Below are 16,263 nucleotides of genomic sequence, written 5' to 3' on the forward strand. Positions count from 1 at the left end.
AGCCGGGCGGCTCACTCTCCTCGGTGGCCGAGCACGGCGAACATGGTGACCGAGAGGTGGTAGTCGCCTCTGGCGATGCCCGCCTCCATGGTGGCGGCCAGGTCGTCGCGTTCCTGCTCGGTGATCACGCCGTCGGCGCGGGCGCGCTCGGTCATCTGGGCGAAGAGGGGGCGGATGGTCTGCGGATCCCAGATCACCGCCTCCGATCCGATGTCGTCGATCGCGAAACCGGCGGCGGTGAGCAGGCCGCGCAGGCTTCGGCCCGACTTCGGATTCGGGGTGGTCGCGAGCAGCGACGTGGACAGGCGGGCCATCACATCGTCGTCGCCGGGATGCGCGATGGCCGTGTGCCAGTCGCTGTCGATGAGCAGCACGCGCCCGCCCGGCCGCAGGACTCGCGCGATTTCGGCGGTGGCGGCGGCCGGGTCGTCGAGGTGCTGGTAGACGCGCTCGCAGCGCACCGCGTCGAAGGAATCGTCCGGGAACGGCAGTTGGTAGGCGGTGCCTTCGACGAAACGGGCCCGAGAGTCCGCCGACTCGGCGCGCCCACGGGCGATCGCGAGCATCGCGGGATTCGGGTCGACGCCGACCGCTTCACCGCGCGGCCCGACTCGGCGGGCCAGTTCGATCACCTCGGTGCCTGTTCCGGCGCCGATATCCAGCGCGCGCTCGCCGGGTTGGACGGCCAAAACCTCGTGCGCCCACGCGCGCATGCGCCGAATACCCGGCAGCGCCGCCTGGAGATCCAGGATGCCGACCAGCACGCCCATCGGATCGTCGGTAGTAGGGCGCGAAGCGTCGGGAATCGCGTTCACATGGAATGACGGGATGGACGGCGGGGGCTCGCTCGGCATATCCCGACAGTAATCCCGGCACCCCGGCAGATGGCAACACGTCCTTCCCGTCGCCTGGGCGACTGTCCTGGCCAGCGACTGGGCTATCTCTCAACGGGCCGAACGAACTCCGCCGACAGCGACTCGACGGCGTCCGCAAAGTCCACGATGCCGGAAAACGGTTGTGCGTCTTATCGAGTCAGGCGATCGACGCCCTGAACTCCGCGCCGTCTTGCACCGCCTGTGCGGCCTCTGCGATGTCGACGACAGGGTAGATCTGGTAGTCCGCGAAGAACGCGAATTTGTTCGGAGCGTCGGCCAGATCCATCGGATTGTCGGTCTCGACTACCGCGAACCCGCCGCTGCCGTCGAGCCTGCCGACGAACTGGTGGTACGTCATGCTGGTGAGCGGTTTCCAATTCGCGAATACAGCCAGGGCACGCCGGATGGCCACTTCATTCTCGGTGGCGGATCCGGTCCAACGGTAGGTCCAGGAAACCACGTATTTCATTCGATCCTCCCTTGGGTACCGCGCGTTATCGGCTCGAGCGGGATGTCCGCATCGGGAGACATACCCGCATGTTGTTTTCCAGGCGGTCGGCCTCCAGGCGCATCGCCTTCTCCCGGCTTTCCACCTGCACACCACCCACTCTGCTCCGGCGGATGCGCGGGAGAACATCAACCCTGGGGACGGATTTTCTCGAACCAGTGCGACTGGGTCTGCGCGGCCGGGAAAGCTGGCGGCCCTGCGACGAGCCGGGCAGCCGGTGTGGGCGATCGACGTCCCCGTCCGGGAGCCCTGGGGGCTCCACTCGGCTTGCGCCGAGGTGCGCAGTAGCCGAGCTATCGCGGCAGCCCCGGTTTGTCGCGACCTTTATCGGGTAAATACTCGCTCGGCTCGCGGTTTCGATGCGCCGCGCTGATTCGTGAGAATGCGCTGGTAGCGGCTCGCCCAGGGTCGGCGGGAGCGATCGCCGCCCGGCGCGGAAGATTCGATGGCGATCTCGGCAGTGTTCACGGCCGACTACAGAGGGAGCGTCAGATGACCGAATCCGGCTCCGCTGATCTCAAGCGGCGGCATCGTGCGATGTGGGCGCTGGGCGACTATTCGTCCATCGCCGCCGAAGTCATCCCGGGCCTGGGCCGTCGTCTCGTGGAGGTCTGCCGTATCGGCCCGGATCAACGGGTGCTGGACGTCGCGGCCGGGTCCGGGAACGCCGCGATCCCGGCTGCCGAGGCCGGTGCGGATGTCGTGGCGAGCGATCTGACGCCGGAACTGTTCGAGGCGGGTCGGCGCATCGCCGCCGACCGGGGCGTCGACCTCCAGTGGCAGGAAGCCGATGCCGAGGCATTGCCCTTCTCCGATGCCGAGTTCGACGCGGTGATCTCCTGCGTCGGTGTCATGTTCGCGCCGTTCCACCAGGCGGCCGCGGACGAACTGGTGCGCGTGGCCAAACCGGGCGGCACGATCGGGCTGATCAACTGGACGCCCTCCGGATTCATCGGGCAGATGTTCGCCACGATGAAACCGTTCGCTCCGCCGCCCCCGCCCGGCGCGCAGCCGCCCCCGCTCTGGGGCGACGAAGCGCATGTCCGGTCGCTGCTCGGCGATCGCGTCGCCGACCTGGAGCTACGCCGGGAGAACGCGGTCATCGACCGTTTCGCCGACGCCGCCGAATTCCGCGACTTCTTCAAGACGTACTACGGACCGACGGTCGCGGTGTACAAGGCCATTGCGGGGGAGCCCGACAAGATCGCGCAGTTGGACCGGGGTCTCGCGGAACTCGCGTCCCAGCACGACCTGGGCGACGGGCGCATGGAGTGGGAGTACCTTTTGGTCACCGGACGCCGCGCGGGCTGACTGCTCCACGGGCTATTCGTTCGGCGTCCGCGCCCGGAACGCTGGGGTATACCCGGGCGTGGGCGCGACGCGCCGACCGCAGGTGTCTGGCGGTCCGGTGAGACCGTTGAGCAGCCGAACCGGCGCGTCCGTCATGCACCGGGGTGGGCCGGGTGATGGCGCGTCGGATCGTATTGTTCGAAATAGGACTCGCCCACGGCGAACATTCCGCGTTGCGGCAGCCAGAAGTCACCGAGTTTGGCCTGCTCGGCCAGAGGTCCCGGAGGACCGATATCTATTCCGTCGATCCGGGCAGTGCTGTTTTCGACGGTCCACAGCATCCGGGGGTTGGCCCGGAACAATTGACCGTTCGGCGAAGTACCGCTGAGCTGTACCCGTCCCACGCCGAGCGCCGGTCCCGCCGCCCGCGACATGAGCGATAAGACGGCAGGGCGTCGCCAGAGAGCGGCGGGCATCATGCGGCCGAGACCCGTCATCGCGGCTGTCGCCACCGATCGTCCCAGCTGGAGATCCCACACGATCTTGTCGCCCACCCGCACGGTGAAGGTGGCGGGGCCGGTCCAATCGACCGAGATGTCTTCGGTTCGCGCGTCTTCGAGCGCTGCTCCGAAATAGCGGGCGCAGCTGGTGGCCGGGGAGACACTGCTGTGGATCACCCATTTGCCGTCGGGGTCACGATGCCACACCGCGTCGTACCCCGCGCCGACCGAGCTGGCGGGGAAGTGCCGCAGCGCCAGGTAGTGACCGCTGGCGAACGGCATTCCCATCACTCCGTAGCCGGAGAATCGCTCCTCATCCGTACCCGAAGGAAGCGCCTTGTCGGTCGCGGCAATCGATCGTGGGCTGTCGGTCATCGCCGACCTCCTCGAGGAGTGGACTCGTGCCGATTATTTTACGTCCGCGGGAGGGAAGGCCGGTACGACAGGGAGCCGCGAGGTGGCCGCGGTTTCCTGTCGGCCGCAGCGGTCGGGCCGCTGGTCATCGACACCGGTCTCGACCCAGTAACGCCGTGCCGGACCGAGCTGGGTGTCCACGATGCGCTCGAGGACGCCGCCTCGGCGCTCGATGGTCTTCGCCGAGGCGATGTTGTCGACCGCGCAGACGATCAGCACTCGATCCATGCCGAGTCTCCGCGCCTCGTCCAGCATCCGGCCCAGAGCCCAGCCGGCCAACCCGCGCCGGCGCGCGGACGGCCGGATGCCGTAGCCGATGTGCCCGGCCCACCGCACGAAGTCGTCGAACTCATGCCGCAAGGCGATCCCGCCGAGCACTCGGTCACCCTCGACAATCCATCGGTAGGTGCACCGCGCCCGGCCCGTCTCGTCCACCGCCCGACCCGATTCGTGGTCCAGCCGAGCCACCCAGGCCGCGAAACCCGTCGGCGATTCCACGTCATCGGACGGCCGCAGTCCGAAGCCGTCCTCGTGTGGGCCGGGCCCCCACTCCTCATGCGCCTCGAGCCAGGCCGCATGCAGACGTGCCGTCGGAGCGATCAACGCGGGCATATCGCGACGATACCGACCCCGCTGCCTGCGATCTTGGCAATGGACGCGCCGAACGAGCCGCGAACGCGCGGCGCGCCTGTTCCGCGTCGCCGCCTGCCTTTGGAAGTATTCGGCTCGTGTCGGGCTGGGTGGAAGTGCTCCTCGATCGTGGGTCGCTGAACGCCGGCGACGACGCGCTCCCGCACGGCCAACGCTGGATGTTCCCGGCCACGTCCACGATCTCCGACTTGGTGGTCTGGATCGCTTCGCACTATGTGCCGCGGCTGCCCGGCGTTCACCACTGGGAGCTCTTCATCGATTCGGACGACGCCCACGCCGACTGGATCTCGGCAGGTACCGAGGGGTGGCCGCACTGGGGGTGCCCGCTCGGCATCCTGTACACGCATACTCACGACGTGGGGCCCGTCGAAGAGTTGGAAGACAGGGTCGCTCTCTACTTGCCGGGACATCGGCAGTTGGGTGGGCTTGCCCGCTCCTCGCGCCTGAAAGTGACCGCCGGGCATACCTATGGAGATCCCGCGAAGCCGGTCGGGATCCGCGAAATCCACTACGGCTCGTCCTTCGAGGGCGGCAGCCCCATCAGGGTGGACTGAGGCGGCGGCGGGCGCACCCGCCGATCCTGCCGCACGGCGGCCTCGCGAGGCCGGGTGAGACAAGAAACGCCGTCACATGCCGCGGTGGCGGCCCGGGGCGGCGGGGGCCGGATATCTTGTGCGGCTGTACCGCTTCGAACCGAACCGCACCGGGAGGTCTGCGAGTGGCGAACAGGATTCAGGGCGGGGCGATCGCCGTGGTCGCGGCCGCGGTGGTCACCGGCCCGGCGGCGGCGTCGGCGGCCGCCGAGGTGATCGAGCTGACCGCGATCGAGATGAGTTCCTCGTTCTTCGACCGGGATGGCGACAAGCGACTCGGTCCGGGCGATCAGGTGACTCACATCGACGATCTTCGGCGCGACGAGGCCGGGTTCGGCCGCGGCTCCGGGGTTTGCACGGTCGTGTCCATCGCCGAGAACGCTTCGGCGCAGATGCGGTGTGACGGCGCGCTGTCGCTGCCCGAGGGCCGGATCACCACCAAGGGCACGGTGACCGATCCTCGCACGCCCGGCGCGAGCGCCTACGACATCGCGATCACCGGGGGCACCGGCAAGTACACGGCGGCCCGAGGTTACATCCATGTCGAGGTCGTCGCCGCGGACCGAACCCAACTGACCCTCCACCTCACCTGACCTCGACCGGATACCGGCCTCGGGTTGCCCGGGTATGGGCCACCTCGGCAAGCTCTACTTCTGTGGGCCTAACGCTCCGCAACCCGAGCACTCTGACAGCCGGGGGTCGACGATTCGGATCGGCGTTGTATGGCGCAACCAACGCGCTTGTACCGCATTGGTTGCGCTTGGCGTGGCGTATGGATCGACGGTCGGTTTCCGCCCGGTGCCGTGGGTTGTGATCCGGAACTCGACTTGCTTCGTTGCGAACCGTGCTCTAGCAAGGTAACTTGATCATCGTTCCGGGCACGAAACGTTGCGATTCGCCGGGGCAATCATCAAGGGGAGGGAAATATGAAACCGAATAGGTTTGTCGTGTCGGGGGAATTCGCTTTACCGATGTCAACTCGAAGTCTACTGTTGGCCTTATCAACCGCACTACTCGCTGCGTTTGGGGCGACGGCGACGCTTTCAGCGGGATTTGCCAATGCGGCGAATTGGTCTGACATTCTGGCGGAAGCGAACGACGCCAACGAAGCAAATGTTCCGATTCGCGCGGGAAATGCTGACTTGGGATTCGATCACTATGCGCAGAAGCACAATCTAACCAAATATTACGTTATTCAGCACACCATCCGTACTGCAAAACCCAAGACTTCGGGCGCGCGTGTGGAGTACCTCGTGGAGTATAAACACGCGAAAAGCAAAGGAAAAGTTGACGATCGCGTGACCCTCCATATAGTCGCCCAGGCAGCCACGCGAACAGATGACGGCAGATATAAATCACCCGACAACAAGAATATCGGAGTCATCACAGCGTATTGTGAAGGCCGCGATACCTGCCCCGATTGGTTGCGCGATCTGTCAGGCTAACCATGAAAGAATCGAATTCGGAGGTGCGGGCCATGGCAGTCGACGCAGGTGATCATGCGTTCAGTTTTCTGCTCCGGACGATGATTCCACTGATTGTCGCACCCATGGGCCCACTTCCGCCGACGGGTGTCCAACTGCGCGGAGTCGTTCGAGCGAACGACGAGCGGGTACGGGTCGCGTTGTCGGATGGAGCACGGATGTTGTCTGGTCTCGCAGTGGAATTCGACCTCGCGCGGGATGCCGACGCGTCGTCCGTCAATCCGATCATGGACCATGTGCGTGCCAATGTCGCACCACGAATGACCCAACTGATGGCGACACACCCACAGACTAGCGACACTCATTCGAATGTAGTTATCCAGGCCTCCGCCACCGGCTTCGACCCCTCTGCTGCCCCATTGCATTACGATCAAGGCTTGTTCAGCGTCTTCAGCCTGTTCGTGCACGGTGGCGGTTTTCCATGGTTCGAGGAGGATTACACCTTCGGCGGGTTCATGTTCCGAAGCGATCACACATGTCGCATATACATCCGAATCACCGCGACTGACGAAGTCTACGGATTCGATGCACCGATCAACGGGCCACATGGACCGGGGGTTTTCGGATACGGACTCTTGCCACAAGAACTTGCTCCGCTGGCTCGTACGGGGGACCTCTCCTCGAAAACGATCGTCGATGATACCGACGAGTACTGCCTTGCTGTGGTTGATCTCTCGACCTGGGTTACCAGGGATTGACCCAACCAGCGTAGTGTCCTGGAATCGGTGCCGACAGGCAGCTGCCGGTGTCGGTAGCTCCGGCGAGGCAGCGGTACAGGGCGGCACGGCTGACACCGAACGCGGCGGAGACCTGGTCGATGGGCTGGTCGGCGGCCGGAGCGGCGCGGCCGCGGCGCTATCCGCCCGCGCGGCTGCTCCTGGAAAGCCAGGGTTCGAAGTTGTTGCGGTGGTTAAGATTCGCGAATGGCATCTCCGAAATTCCCGTCTTCCAGTTCTGAGTCGTTGGGGCAGTTCGGGATCGTGGACTCGGACGAGAACCTGCAGGGGCGCGAGCGCACAGGAGTTGTGCGCATCGACGGTCAGCGGGTGGAGCTCGAGGTCAGCCCCGAGATAACTCCGTCGATCGACTGGGTTGAACAGGAAGATGGTTCTTGGGCGGGTACCTCACCGTCGTCGGAGCCAGCCGACTTTGTCGTACTCGGCACCCTCGCAATGAGCCCTGCCCAGGTGACACTCTGGGGTGCCAACACAGTGGCGCGCCGAACGGTGGGGTTCGCAAGACCGGACCGGGATTCGCCCGGGAGCCAGCGCATAAGGGCGTCCTGGTGCCTAGTAGGCGAGCGCATGGCGGATCCGAAGCGGTTGTTTCGGGAGATAACCCTCGAGGTCACTAACCTGCATGAATGGGGAGGGCTTTCGGGGGTCTCACATACCTTCCCGGTGAAGGGTGGGGGCCCTCGAACATGGCAGCTCGACATGCCTGACTCGGTTTCCGCGCCATTGCGAACCGGCGATGGCGAATTGGAGCTGGTTCCAGTCGCGACGATGTCGTCGCCGAGCATGAGCGGGTTCAGTGTCACGACGAATTCACGGGTTGTCGTGAAGGCGCGCTCAGGCGGATGGACATTGCAGACTGCTCTGTCCGACATGGTGTTGCCGCTTGAGTCCCTGATGACCCTCCTCTCGGGTGCACGGTGCCAAGTGAAAGCGCTGACGCTGAGCGACGACGATGTCCACGCTGAGGTGTACGGTCGGCATATTGAACCGTCCGCGCCGAAAACTGCGGGTGATCTGTTGCTAACCCGCCGCGGCGCCAGTATTGAGCTGCTTACGCGGTGGCTGGAGCTGAGCAAGAAGGTGGTGCCGGTACCAGAGATCGTTGCCGCCGCCTACAGCGGGGAGTTCAAAACCGTCGACACAGAGGCGCTGTCCCTTGCCACAGCCGCCGAAGCGCTTCATCGGTTGCTTCACCCCGATGAGCTGCGTTTCGAACCCGACGAGATTGAAGCCGCCAAGGCAGCAGTCTCCGCAACGGAGATGCCCTCCGGTATCAAAGAGTCGCTGACCTCCGCCCTTGGCACCTACTGGGCAGAAAAATCCTACCCACAGAGGATCAAGCAACTCGCCGAGCCAGTGGCAGATGCGGTGCCGGAGTGCATCGGCAAGCTGAATACATGGAAGGCTGCGATAGTCGACCAGCGAGTCTCTCTGGCACACGGAATTTCGGGGGATAAGCCGCGTACGTCCGACGACCTTCTGAGGATGTACAGCTTGACAAGATCTCTGCGTTGGATGCTTACCCTGCGACTTCTGTTGGCTGCAGGCGTGGGAACCGATCAGTTACACACCGCCGTTCAGGGTTCCGAGAGGTTCGCGAGCGATGCAAGGCAATGGAAGCGTGACTGGCCGAAAATCTACCCTGCCAAGCAGGCCGGTGAGCCTGGCTAGCTGGCGCCCGGTGGGACCCTGCCGGCCTGCATGCTAGAGGCTGGCGGATACCTGACCCACGTACGCATACGTGAGACGCACTCGGCGCGGTGGACACCAGTCGCTCGTTCATTCCACTGAGCACCTGGCGGCTCGGCTGTGCCACCGCGCAAATGCAGACCACCGACCTGGGCGGATTCGTGAACCCGCTCGACGGTCACAGCCGTCGCTTTCTCCGCCGGCGGCGATTCCCAAGCTCGACTACTACTAGATGCCTGGCGGGTACCGTGCCACCGGAGTCCGAGAATTCCTCGACGTCCCCCCGTTCGGCTTCCCCAGCCACAACGACTTGAGCATACGACGGTAACCGTTCCCGCCGTCCCGCATGGCTGGCGGCGGGGCCTGGGGCAAGGGCTGATGAGCGAGCCGCGTTGCGCGTCGTTATCACGAGGTGCTCGTGAATGAGGTCGAGTTCTGTCTTGGGGCTGTCTGGAACTCGGTCGGCTCCTACTGCAAACAGCTCCGACCATGGCATTGAGTGTTCAAGGTATCTCGGAATGCTGGAGCGTGTACGTCCGCCTGGCGAGTGGAGGGCTGCCACTCTGTACGAGGACAGCGCTGAGCACCCCCATGCTTGTACGCCGTCGTCCGAGGCGTACGGCGGCCAGTACTCATTCGATTCCAACGCCGTGATATCGAGCCTGGCACCGTCCCTGTCAGCGAATCGGGTCTCTTCCCACCCGTTGTAGAAGACATGGAACGGAAAGAAGTGGCTCGCTTCTCTGCAACTCTTGATGAGGGTGTCGTATTGATGGTCGCCCTCTTCGACCCCAGGATGGTCGAGCTGCTGGTAAGTGGTGGTGAAGACTCGCTTGGCCTGGACCCGCAGACACAGCCAGCCGTCAGCATCAGATCCGATCCACCATTCCCAATCGGCTCCGACCGTATGCTCTCGCTGTCGTGTGTATCTGTGGACATGCAGATCGGGGAACTGACGACGCAGCTGCAGTAGGTTGCGGTCCGTGATCGACTCCTCACCTGGGGTGAGTCCGTACCGTGATCCATCTGCGTAATCTCGCCAGGTCTGCGAGGAGAGATGATCCATCGCATCGCACAGATCGGCCAGATCCATCCGTCCCCTCGATCGGTTCGGTGTGCTTCGACGCGAGCTTCCGTGATCGCCCGAACGCACAAACTCACGTGGGACTGTCGGCTGCCCCACATTTGCCCCACAAAGGCGCGTGGGGCAGATGTGAGGCCCCACCCTTGACCCGGCTTACCTGCAACTTCTTCGGTGGGCGCAGAGGGGATCGAACCCCCGACCGCTGGTGTGTAAAACCAGTGCTCTACCGCTGAGCTATACGCCCGGACCGTTACCGGCGGCTTATGAATCTAGCGCGGCGAGCGCTTTCTCCCAAGCCGCCTGGTCACGGGGCTCCCCGGGGCCGTTCATCTCGGCGAAGCGGATGAGGCCCTCGCGGTCGACGACGAACGTGCCGCGGTTGGGGTAGCCGGACTTCTCGTTGAAGACTCCGTAGGCCTGGGCCACCGCGCCGTGCGGCCAGAAATCCGACAGCAGCGGGAAGGTGTAGCCCTGTTCGGCGGCCCAGATCTTGTGCGTGGGTGGCGGGCCGACCGAGATCGCCACGATCTCCGCGTTGTCGTTCTGGAACTTGGGCAGCTCGTCGCGGACCTTGCACAACTCGCCCTGGCAGATCCCGGTGAAGGCGAGCGGGTAGAAGACGATGAGGACATTCTTCTTCCCACGGAAGTCCGACAGGCTGACTTCCTGGTTGTTCTGGTCCTTCAGCGTGAAGTCCGGCGCGACAGTGCCAACCTCGAGCGGCATAGCGAATCCTCCATCGTGTCGGGTCTCCACCGGGCGGGCGTGCGACACCGCCCTGGTGGAAACCATAGCGCGGTGGCTCAGCGCTGCTTCGAGGGCGCCTTGGGCTGTACCAGCCTGCTACCCGTCCATGAGCCGAGGCTGATCGCCGAGGTCTGGGTCAGACCTGCGGTCGGTGCGGATTCGGCGATTTCGCTCGGCTCGACGTGGCCCGGCTGTCCGGTCTTGGGGGTGAGCACCCACACGAAACCCTCGTCGGCGAGGGGGGCGATGGCGTCCATCAAGGCGTCGACCAGATCCCCGTCCCCGTCGCGCCACCACAGCAGCACGACGTCGATCACCTCGTCGGAGTCCTCGTCGACGAGTTCGCCGCCGATCGCGTCCTCGACGTCGGCCCTCAGGTCGTCGTCGACGTCTTCGTCCCAGCCCAATTCCTGGACAACCAAGCCGTGTGAAATGCCAAGCTTCTGAGCGTAGTTCTGCGCGTCCGCCGCGGCGACCACGGTGGTGTCCTCCTCAACTCCCGACAGTAGATAGTTGCAAGCGAACATGGTTATGGGCTTCAGCGCAAGCCGATCCGGTGAAATAGCTACCGAATGTCGCTTTGCGATGGTGTGTCAAGGGCTTTCTCAGCGCTTCGGACACGAGTCGCGGACGGCGTTGCGCGCGTCGTTGACCCGCCTGCTGGCGTCGTTGAGCGCCGCGACGGGGGCGGTGTAGGTCATCTTGCGCGTCTCGGCGGCCAGCGCGCGTGCCGCGTTCACGTACTCGGTGAACAGGCCGGCCAAGTCAACGGGCAGTGCGTCCCTGGCGGAGTTCACGCCGCTTTCCACCTTGTTGGCGGCGTCCTCCAGGGTCTGCACCGCCGAGTCGCGCTTGGCGTCGTAGTCGGGCGCGTTCGAATCGTGCGCGTCGACGAAGTCGTTGTACTTGCTTACGCCCGCTCCGGTGGTGGTGGGGAATTGACCACAGTTGTCGGCGATGGCCTTGCCCTGGGCCGCCGCGCGCCGGGAGGATGTCGCCGCCGCCGACGAGGACGCCGCCTCGGTCTTGTACGCCGCCAGATCGCCCGCGTTCGGACCGGCCACGCCGTCCACCCGGTTGGCGCATCCCGCGACGACCACCCCGATAGCGACCGCGCCGGTGGCGCACACCATTCCGAACCCGCGTGGGTTCAGCAGCTTCATCGTCCTCCCGCTCCTCAGGGCTGCCACGCTCTCATGCTCACCTTGCCTGTCGAACGGTACTGGATTTCCGGCTGACATGATGATTTGGGACGCGCCATCGGCAAGGATGGATGGTGCGCCCGAACCTTTCGTAAACGGGCGGTCCGCCAACCAGCGAACCCGCCCGGGGATACCGACGCCATCAGCATGTCCACCCCTGTACGAGGAGCAGATTTGACCGACCTGATCCACTCTTCCGCACCGGCGAAATCCGCCGGAAACAGCTCCGCCCCCGCGCCCGCCGCGAGCAGCGATCCCCACGGGTCGCACGCGCCGCAGCCGGGCGGCCGGGTGCGGGTGATCCGCGAAGGGGTGGCGTCCTACCTACCGGACATCGACCCGGAGGAAACCAGCGAATGGCTCGAGTCGTTCGATGAGATGCTCGACCGGGAGGGCCCCGGCCGGGCGCGTTACCTCATGCTCCGCTTGCTGGAGCGGGCCGGTGAACGTCGTGTCGCCATCCCGTCGTTGACCTCCACCGACTACGTGAACACCATTCCCACCGAGAACGAGCCGTGGTTCCCCGGCGACGAGGAGGTGGAGCGGCGCTTCCGCGCCTGGATCCGCTGGAACGCCGCGATCATGGTGCATCGCGCCCAGCGCCCCGGCATCGGCGTGGGCGGCCACATCTCGACCTACGCGTCCTCGGCGGCGCTCTACGAGGTCGGCTTCAACCACTTCTTCCGCGGCAAGGACCATCCCAGCGGCGGTGACTCGATCTTCATCCAGGGCCACGCCTCGCCGGGCATCTACGCCCGCGCGTTCCTGGAGGGCAGGCTGTCGGCCGATCAGCTCGACGGGTTCCGGCAGGAGTACAGCCACGGCGGTCCCGGCCACGGGCTGCCGTCCTATCCGCACCCCCGGCTGCTGAACAACTTCTGGGAGTTCCCGACGGTGTCGATGGGCCTGGGCCCGATGAACGCCATCTACCAGGCGCGCTTCAATCACTACCTGAACGACCGCGGGATCAAGGACACCTCCGACCAGCACGTATGGGCGTTCCTCGGCGACGGCGAGATGGACGAGCCGGAGTCGCGCGGTCTCGCGCACGTCGCGGCCATGGAGGGTCTGGACAACCTGACCTTCGTCGTCAACTGCAACCTGCAGCGCCTGGACGGGCCGGTGCGCGGCAACGGCAAGATCATCCAGGAGCTGGAGTCGTTCTTCCGCGGCGCGGGCTGGAACGTCATCAAGGTGATCTGGGGCCGCGAGTGGGACGCGCTGCTCGGCGCCGACCGCGACGGGGCGCTGGTGAACCTGATGAACAGCACCCCCGACGGCGACTACCAGACCTACAAGGCCAACGACGGCGCGTACGTGCGCGACCACTTCTTCGGCCGCGACCCGCGCACCAAGGCGCTGGTGCAGGACCTGTCCGACCAGGAGATCTGGAACCTCAAGCGCGGTGGCCACGACTACCGCAAGGTGTACGCGGCCTACGCGGCCGCGATGGCGCACAAGGGCCAGCCGACGGTGATCCTGGCCAAGACCATCAAGGGCTACACCCTCGGCAAGCACTTCGAGGGCCGCAACGCCACGCACCAGATGAAGAAGCTGACCCTGCAGGACCTCAAGGACTTCCGCGACCTGCAGCGGATCCCGATCAGCGATGCCGAGCTGGAGAAGGATCCGTACCTGCCCCCGTACTACCACCCCGGTATGGAGGCTCGCGAGGTCCAGTACATGCTCGACCGGCGCAAGGCGCTCGGCGGGTTCCTGCCCGAGCGGCGCGCCGCGGCCAAGCCGCTGAAGCTGCCCGGTGACGAGGCCTACCGCTCGGTGCGCAAGGGTTCGGGCAAGCAGAACGTCGCCACCACGATGGCCCTGGTGCGGCTGATGAAGGAGCTGCTGCGGGACAAGGAGATCGGCAAGCGGATCGTGCCGATCATCCCCGACGAGGCCAGGACCTTCGGTATGGACTCGTGGTTCCCCTCGTTGAAGATCTACAACCGCAACGGCCAGTTGTACACATCGGTCGACGCGGAATTGATGCTTGCCTACAAAGAGAGCACCGTCGGGCAGATCCTGCACGAGGGCATCAACGAGGCGGGGTCGACGGCCTCGTTCACCGCGGCGGGCACCTCGTACGCCACGCACGGCGAGCCGATGATCCCGCTGTACATCTTCTACTCGATGTTCGGTTTCCAGCGCACCGGCGACGGCCTGTGGGCGGCGGCCGACCAGCTCGCCCGCGGCTTCGTGCTCGGGGCGACCGCCGGGCGCACCACGCTGACCGGTGAGGGCCTCCAGCACAACGACGGGCACTCGCTGCTGCTCGCCTCGACCAACCCGGCCGTGGTGACCTACGACCCGGCGTTCGCGTTCGAGATCGCCCACATCGTGCGCGACGGCCTGCGCCGGATGTACGGCGGTGGCGCCGCGCCGAAGGGCGCCGCGCCGCTGCCCGGCACCCATCCGCACGGCAGCGCGGGCGAGTTCGGCGGCGAGGACATCTTCTACTACATCACCCTCTACAACGAGCCGTACCCGCAGCCTGCCGAGCCGGAAGACCTCGACGTCGAAGGTCTGCTCAAGGGCGTCTACCTGTACAAGCGCGGAGGCGAGGGCCAGGTGCGCGCCCAGATCCTGGTCTCCGGCGTCACCGTGCCGGACGGCTTGCGCGCGCAGGCGCTGCTCGCGCAGGAGTGGGGCGTGCAGGCGGACGTCTGGTCGGTGACCTCGTGGGGCGAACTCCGCAAGGATGCGCTCGACAAGGAGATCGCCGCACTGCGCGATCCGGGCAGCGATCCCGGCCTCCCGTACGTCACCGAGGCGCTCTCGCGCGCCGAGGGCCCGTACGTCGCCGCCACCGACTGGATGCGCGCGGTGCCCGACCAGGTTCGCAAGTGGGTGCCCGGCGACTTCACCACGCTCGGCACGGACGGGTTCGGCTTCTCCGACACCCGCCCGGCCGCGCGACGGGTGTTCAACGTCGACGCGCAGTCCATCGTGGTCGCGGCGCTGGCCGGGCTCGGCCGCACCGGCAAGCTCGACCCGGCCAAGGCCGTGGAAGCGGCGGCGAAGTACGGGATCGCCGACGTGGACGCCGCGCCGAAGGCAGCGGTGAGTTCGGACGAAGACCTCGCGTAGCGGAATATTGGATGGTGGACCGTAAACCGCCGCGGCCGCGACGGATCTCCGAAGGCTCTTCCGAGCACGAGGTGTATCTGCCGACGGGCGCGCTCTCCCCGAACCGGCAGACCCGCGACCCCCTTCCGGACACGCTGCTCAAACGCGTGAAGCAGTTCTCCGGCCGCCTCTCCACCGAGGCGGTGGGGTCGATGCAGGATCGGTTGCCGTTCTTCGCCGATCTGGACGCCGCGCAGCGGGCCGGCGTGCAGATGCTGGTGCAGACCGCGGTGGTGAACTTCCTGGAATGGCTCCAGGACCCGGACAGCGACATCCGGTTCAGCCTGGACGCCTTCCAGGTCATTCCGCAGGATCTCGCGCGGCGGTTGACGCTGCGCCAGACCGTGGACATGGTGCGCGTCGCTATGGAGTTCTTCGAGCAGTGGCTGCCCGCGCTCGCGCGCAACGACCGGCAGCTGGTCGCCTTGACCGAGGCGGTGCTGCGGTACGGGCGCGAGCTCGGGTTCGCCGCCGCCTCGGTGTACGCCAGCGCCGCCGAGTCGCGCGGCGCGTGGGACACCCGGCTGGAGGCGCTCGTCGTCGACGCCGTGGTGCGCGGTGACACCGGCCCGGACATGCTCTCCCGGGCCGCGACGCTGAACTGGGACGCCACCGCACCGGCGACGGTGCTGGTGGGCACCCCGCCCGGCGAGCAGGGCGTGTCGTCGGTGGGGTCGGTGCATTCCATCGCGGCGCGGCACGGGCGGGCCGCGCTGGCGGTGGTGCAGGGCGCGAGGCTGGTGATGGTCGTCTCCGGGCACCTGGGGGAGAGCTCGCACGTCTCCCCGTTCCTGGCCGATCTGCTCGCCGAGGTGTTCTCCGACGGCCCGGTGGTGATCGGGCCGACCACCCGCACCCTCGGCGCGGCGCACGCCAGCGCGGTGGAAGCGCTGGCCGGGATGGAGGCCGTGGTGGGCTGGCGCGGGGCTCCTCGGCCGGTGCACGCCGCGGAATTGCTGCCGGAACGCGCTTTGTTGGGTGATCGAGCTGCGATCGACGCGCTGAACGAGTACCTTGTCCTACCGTTGGCCGCGGCGGGGTCGTCGCTGGCGGACACTCTCGACGCCTATCTGGATTGCGGCGGTGCGGTCGAGACGTGTGCGCGTCAGCTGTACGTCCATCCAAATACGGTCCGGTATCGCCTCAAGCGCATCGGCGAGATCACGGGCCGTGATCCGCTGAATCCGAGAGACGCGTATGTGCTCCGGATCGCCGCCACAGTGGGTCGTTTGACACGAACCCGTAACGAATCGTCGTCTCCTGCCCCAGAGGTAACTCCGGTCGCGTTCAGCCCCGAGCGCTTGTAACGCCTCCGTGGAATCGGTCGATTCGGACAGCCCACGTGGTCTTTTGTGGAACC

The 16,263-nt window shown here is 65.9% G+C and carries 16 protein-coding genes and 1 tRNA gene; 8 read left to right on the forward strand and 9 right to left on the reverse strand.

All coding sequences use genetic code 11. The features are described 5' to 3' along the window. Positions 1 to 11: 11 nt before the first annotated feature. Together ACZ6DL_RS16210 and ACZ6DL_RS16215 are read right to left on the reverse strand one after the other, a co-directional pair. Positions 12 to 854, reverse strand: a complete 843-nt coding sequence (locus ACZ6DL_RS16210; protein WP_466051779.1) for a methyltransferase domain-containing protein — start codon at positions 852 to 854, stop codon at positions 12 to 14. A 178-nt stretch (positions 855 to 1,032) separates the two neighbouring features. Continuing rightward, on the reverse strand, positions 1,033 to 1,344 hold the full coding sequence (locus tag ACZ6DL_RS16215) for a DUF3303 domain-containing protein (RefSeq protein ID WP_466051780.1): 312 nt from the start codon (positions 1,342 to 1,344) through the stop codon (positions 1,033 to 1,035). 531 nt (positions 1,345 to 1,875) lie between these two features. On the opposite strand from ACZ6DL_RS16215, the gene ACZ6DL_RS16220 reads away from it, so the two are divergent. Further along, positions 1,876 to 2,694 carry a class I SAM-dependent methyltransferase gene (locus tag ACZ6DL_RS16220; RefSeq protein WP_466051782.1) on the forward strand — a complete coding sequence of 273 codons (819 nt, stop codon included), beginning with the start codon at positions 1,876 to 1,878 and terminating at the stop codon, positions 2,692 to 2,694. Between the two features lie 131 nt (positions 2,695 to 2,825). Here ACZ6DL_RS16220 and ACZ6DL_RS16225 read toward each other — a convergent pair whose 3' ends face one another. Together ACZ6DL_RS16225 and ACZ6DL_RS16230 are read right to left on the reverse strand one after the other, a co-directional pair. Beyond that, the gene (locus ACZ6DL_RS16225) at positions 2,826 to 3,548 is read right to left on the reverse strand and encodes a hypothetical protein (protein WP_466051783.1); all 723 of its coding nucleotides are present in this window, start codon (positions 3,546 to 3,548) and stop codon (positions 2,826 to 2,828) included. 33 nt (positions 3,549 to 3,581) lie between these two features. Continuing rightward, complete coding sequence (locus tag ACZ6DL_RS16230; protein WP_466051785.1) at positions 3,582 to 4,199, reverse strand: GNAT family N-acetyltransferase; 618 nt, start codon at positions 4,197 to 4,199, stop codon at positions 3,582 to 3,584. Between the two features lie 116 nt (positions 4,200 to 4,315). Here ACZ6DL_RS16230 and ACZ6DL_RS16235 point away from each other — a divergent pair, with 116 nt between their 5' ends. The 5 genes from ACZ6DL_RS16235 (at position 4,316) to ACZ6DL_RS16255 (ending at position 8,723) form a co-directional block, all read left to right on the forward strand. Continuing rightward, positions 4,316 to 4,792 (forward strand): hypothetical protein, encoded by a 477-nt coding sequence (locus ACZ6DL_RS16235; RefSeq protein ID WP_466051786.1) that lies wholly within the window; start codon positions 4,316 to 4,318, stop codon positions 4,790 to 4,792. 164 nt (positions 4,793 to 4,956) lie between these two features. Continuing rightward, the gene (locus ACZ6DL_RS16240) at positions 4,957 to 5,424 is read left to right on the forward strand and encodes an allene oxide cyclase barrel-like domain-containing protein (RefSeq protein WP_466051787.1); all 468 of its coding nucleotides are present in this window, start codon (positions 4,957 to 4,959) and stop codon (positions 5,422 to 5,424) included. 333 nt (positions 5,425 to 5,757) lie between these two features. Then, positions 5,758 to 6,276: a hypothetical protein gene (locus ACZ6DL_RS16245; protein WP_466051788.1), complete on the forward strand. Its 519-nt coding sequence runs from the start codon at positions 5,758 to 5,760 to the stop codon at positions 6,274 to 6,276. A 32-nt stretch (positions 6,277 to 6,308) separates the two neighbouring features. Further along, positions 6,309 to 7,013 carry a hypothetical protein gene (locus ACZ6DL_RS16250; protein WP_466051789.1) on the forward strand — a complete coding sequence of 235 codons (705 nt, stop codon included), beginning with the start codon at positions 6,309 to 6,311 and terminating at the stop codon, positions 7,011 to 7,013. Between the two features lie 225 nt (positions 7,014 to 7,238). After that, complete coding sequence (locus ACZ6DL_RS16255; protein WP_466051790.1) at positions 7,239 to 8,723, forward strand: ApeA N-terminal domain 1-containing protein; 1,485 nt, start codon at positions 7,239 to 7,241, stop codon at positions 8,721 to 8,723. Between the two features lie 196 nt (positions 8,724 to 8,919). On the opposite strand, the gene ACZ6DL_RS16260 is transcribed toward ACZ6DL_RS16255, so the two are convergent. From ACZ6DL_RS16260 to ACZ6DL_RS16280, 5 genes are all read right to left on the reverse strand, one after another. Continuing rightward, positions 8,920 to 9,834 carry a DUF6615 family protein gene (locus ACZ6DL_RS16260; RefSeq protein ID WP_466051793.1) on the reverse strand — a complete coding sequence of 305 codons (915 nt, stop codon included), beginning with the start codon at positions 9,832 to 9,834 and terminating at the stop codon, positions 8,920 to 8,922. 163 nt (positions 9,835 to 9,997) lie between these two features. Further along, a tRNA-Val gene (locus ACZ6DL_RS16265) sits at positions 9,998 to 10,069 on the reverse strand. A gap of 17 nt (positions 10,070 to 10,086) precedes the next feature. Further along, positions 10,087 to 10,551 carry a peroxiredoxin gene (locus ACZ6DL_RS16270; protein ID WP_062969784.1) on the reverse strand — a complete coding sequence of 155 codons (465 nt, stop codon included), beginning with the start codon at positions 10,549 to 10,551 and terminating at the stop codon, positions 10,087 to 10,089. Between the two features lie 77 nt (positions 10,552 to 10,628). Beyond that, positions 10,629 to 11,051, reverse strand: coding sequence for a DUF3052 domain-containing protein (locus ACZ6DL_RS16275; protein WP_063049243.1), 423 nt, complete (start codon positions 11,049 to 11,051; stop codon positions 10,629 to 10,631). Positions 11,052 to 11,177: 126 nt separating this feature from the next. Further along, positions 11,178 to 11,735, reverse strand: a complete 558-nt coding sequence (locus ACZ6DL_RS16280) for a hypothetical protein (RefSeq protein WP_466051796.1) — start codon at positions 11,733 to 11,735, stop codon at positions 11,178 to 11,180. A 330-nt stretch (positions 11,736 to 12,065) separates the two neighbouring features. Between ACZ6DL_RS16280 and aceE the strand changes: the two genes are divergently transcribed. Together aceE and ACZ6DL_RS16290 are read left to right on the forward strand one after the other, a co-directional pair. Next, on the forward strand, positions 12,066 to 14,864 hold the full coding sequence (gene aceE / locus ACZ6DL_RS16285) for a pyruvate dehydrogenase (acetyl-transferring), homodimeric type (protein ID WP_466052002.1): 2,799 nt from the start codon (positions 12,066 to 12,068) through the stop codon (positions 14,862 to 14,864). Positions 14,865 to 14,875: 11 nt separating this feature from the next. After that, entirely contained in the window at positions 14,876 to 16,210 is a 1,335-nt protein-coding gene (locus tag ACZ6DL_RS16290; RefSeq protein WP_466051798.1) for a PucR family transcriptional regulator, read from the forward strand. Positions 16,211 to 16,263: the final 53 nt, after the last annotated feature.

It is taken from the genome of Nocardia sp. NPDC041819, assembly GCF_055590505.1.

Bases quoted from the DNA above. Each gene is read 5' to 3' on its own strand.
- ACZ6DL_RS16230 (WP_466051785.1), bottom strand. From the start codon at position 4,199: ATGCCCGCGTTGATCGCTCCGACGGCACGTCTGCATGCGGCCTGGCTC.
- ACZ6DL_RS16280 (WP_466051796.1), bottom strand. From the start codon at position 11,735: ATGAAGCTGCTGAACCCACGCGGGTTCGGAATGGTGTGCGCCACCGGC.
- ACZ6DL_RS16220 (WP_466051782.1), top strand. From the start codon at position 1,876: ATGACCGAATCCGGCTCCGCTGATCTCAAGCGGCGGCATCGTGCGATG.
- ACZ6DL_RS16250 (WP_466051789.1), top strand. From the start codon at position 6,309: ATGGCAGTCGACGCAGGTGATCATGCGTTCAGTTTTCTGCTCCGGACG.
- ACZ6DL_RS16260 (WP_466051793.1), bottom strand. From the start codon at position 9,834: ATGGATCTGGCCGATCTGTGCGATGCGATGGATCATCTCTCCTCGCAG.
- ACZ6DL_RS16255 (WP_466051790.1), top strand. From the start codon at position 7,239: ATGGCATCTCCGAAATTCCCGTCTTCCAGTTCTGAGTCGTTGGGGCAG.
- ACZ6DL_RS16290 (WP_466051798.1), top strand. From the start codon at position 14,876: ATGGTGGACCGTAAACCGCCGCGGCCGCGACGGATCTCCGAAGGCTCT.
- ACZ6DL_RS16245 (WP_466051788.1), top strand. From the start codon at position 5,758: ATGAAACCGAATAGGTTTGTCGTGTCGGGGGAATTCGCTTTACCGATG.
- ACZ6DL_RS16210 (WP_466051779.1), bottom strand. From the start codon at position 854: ATGCCGAGCGAGCCCCCGCCGTCCATCCCGTCATTCCATGTGAACGCG.
- ACZ6DL_RS16225 (WP_466051783.1), bottom strand. From the start codon at position 3,548: ATGACCGACAGCCCACGATCGATTGCCGCGACCGACAAGGCGCTTCCT.
- ACZ6DL_RS16215 (WP_466051780.1), bottom strand. From the start codon at position 1,344: ATGAAATACGTGGTTTCCTGGACCTACCGTTGGACCGGATCCGCCACC.
- ACZ6DL_RS16270 (WP_062969784.1), bottom strand. From the start codon at position 10,551: ATGCCGCTCGAGGTTGGCACTGTCGCGCCGGACTTCACGCTGAAGGAC.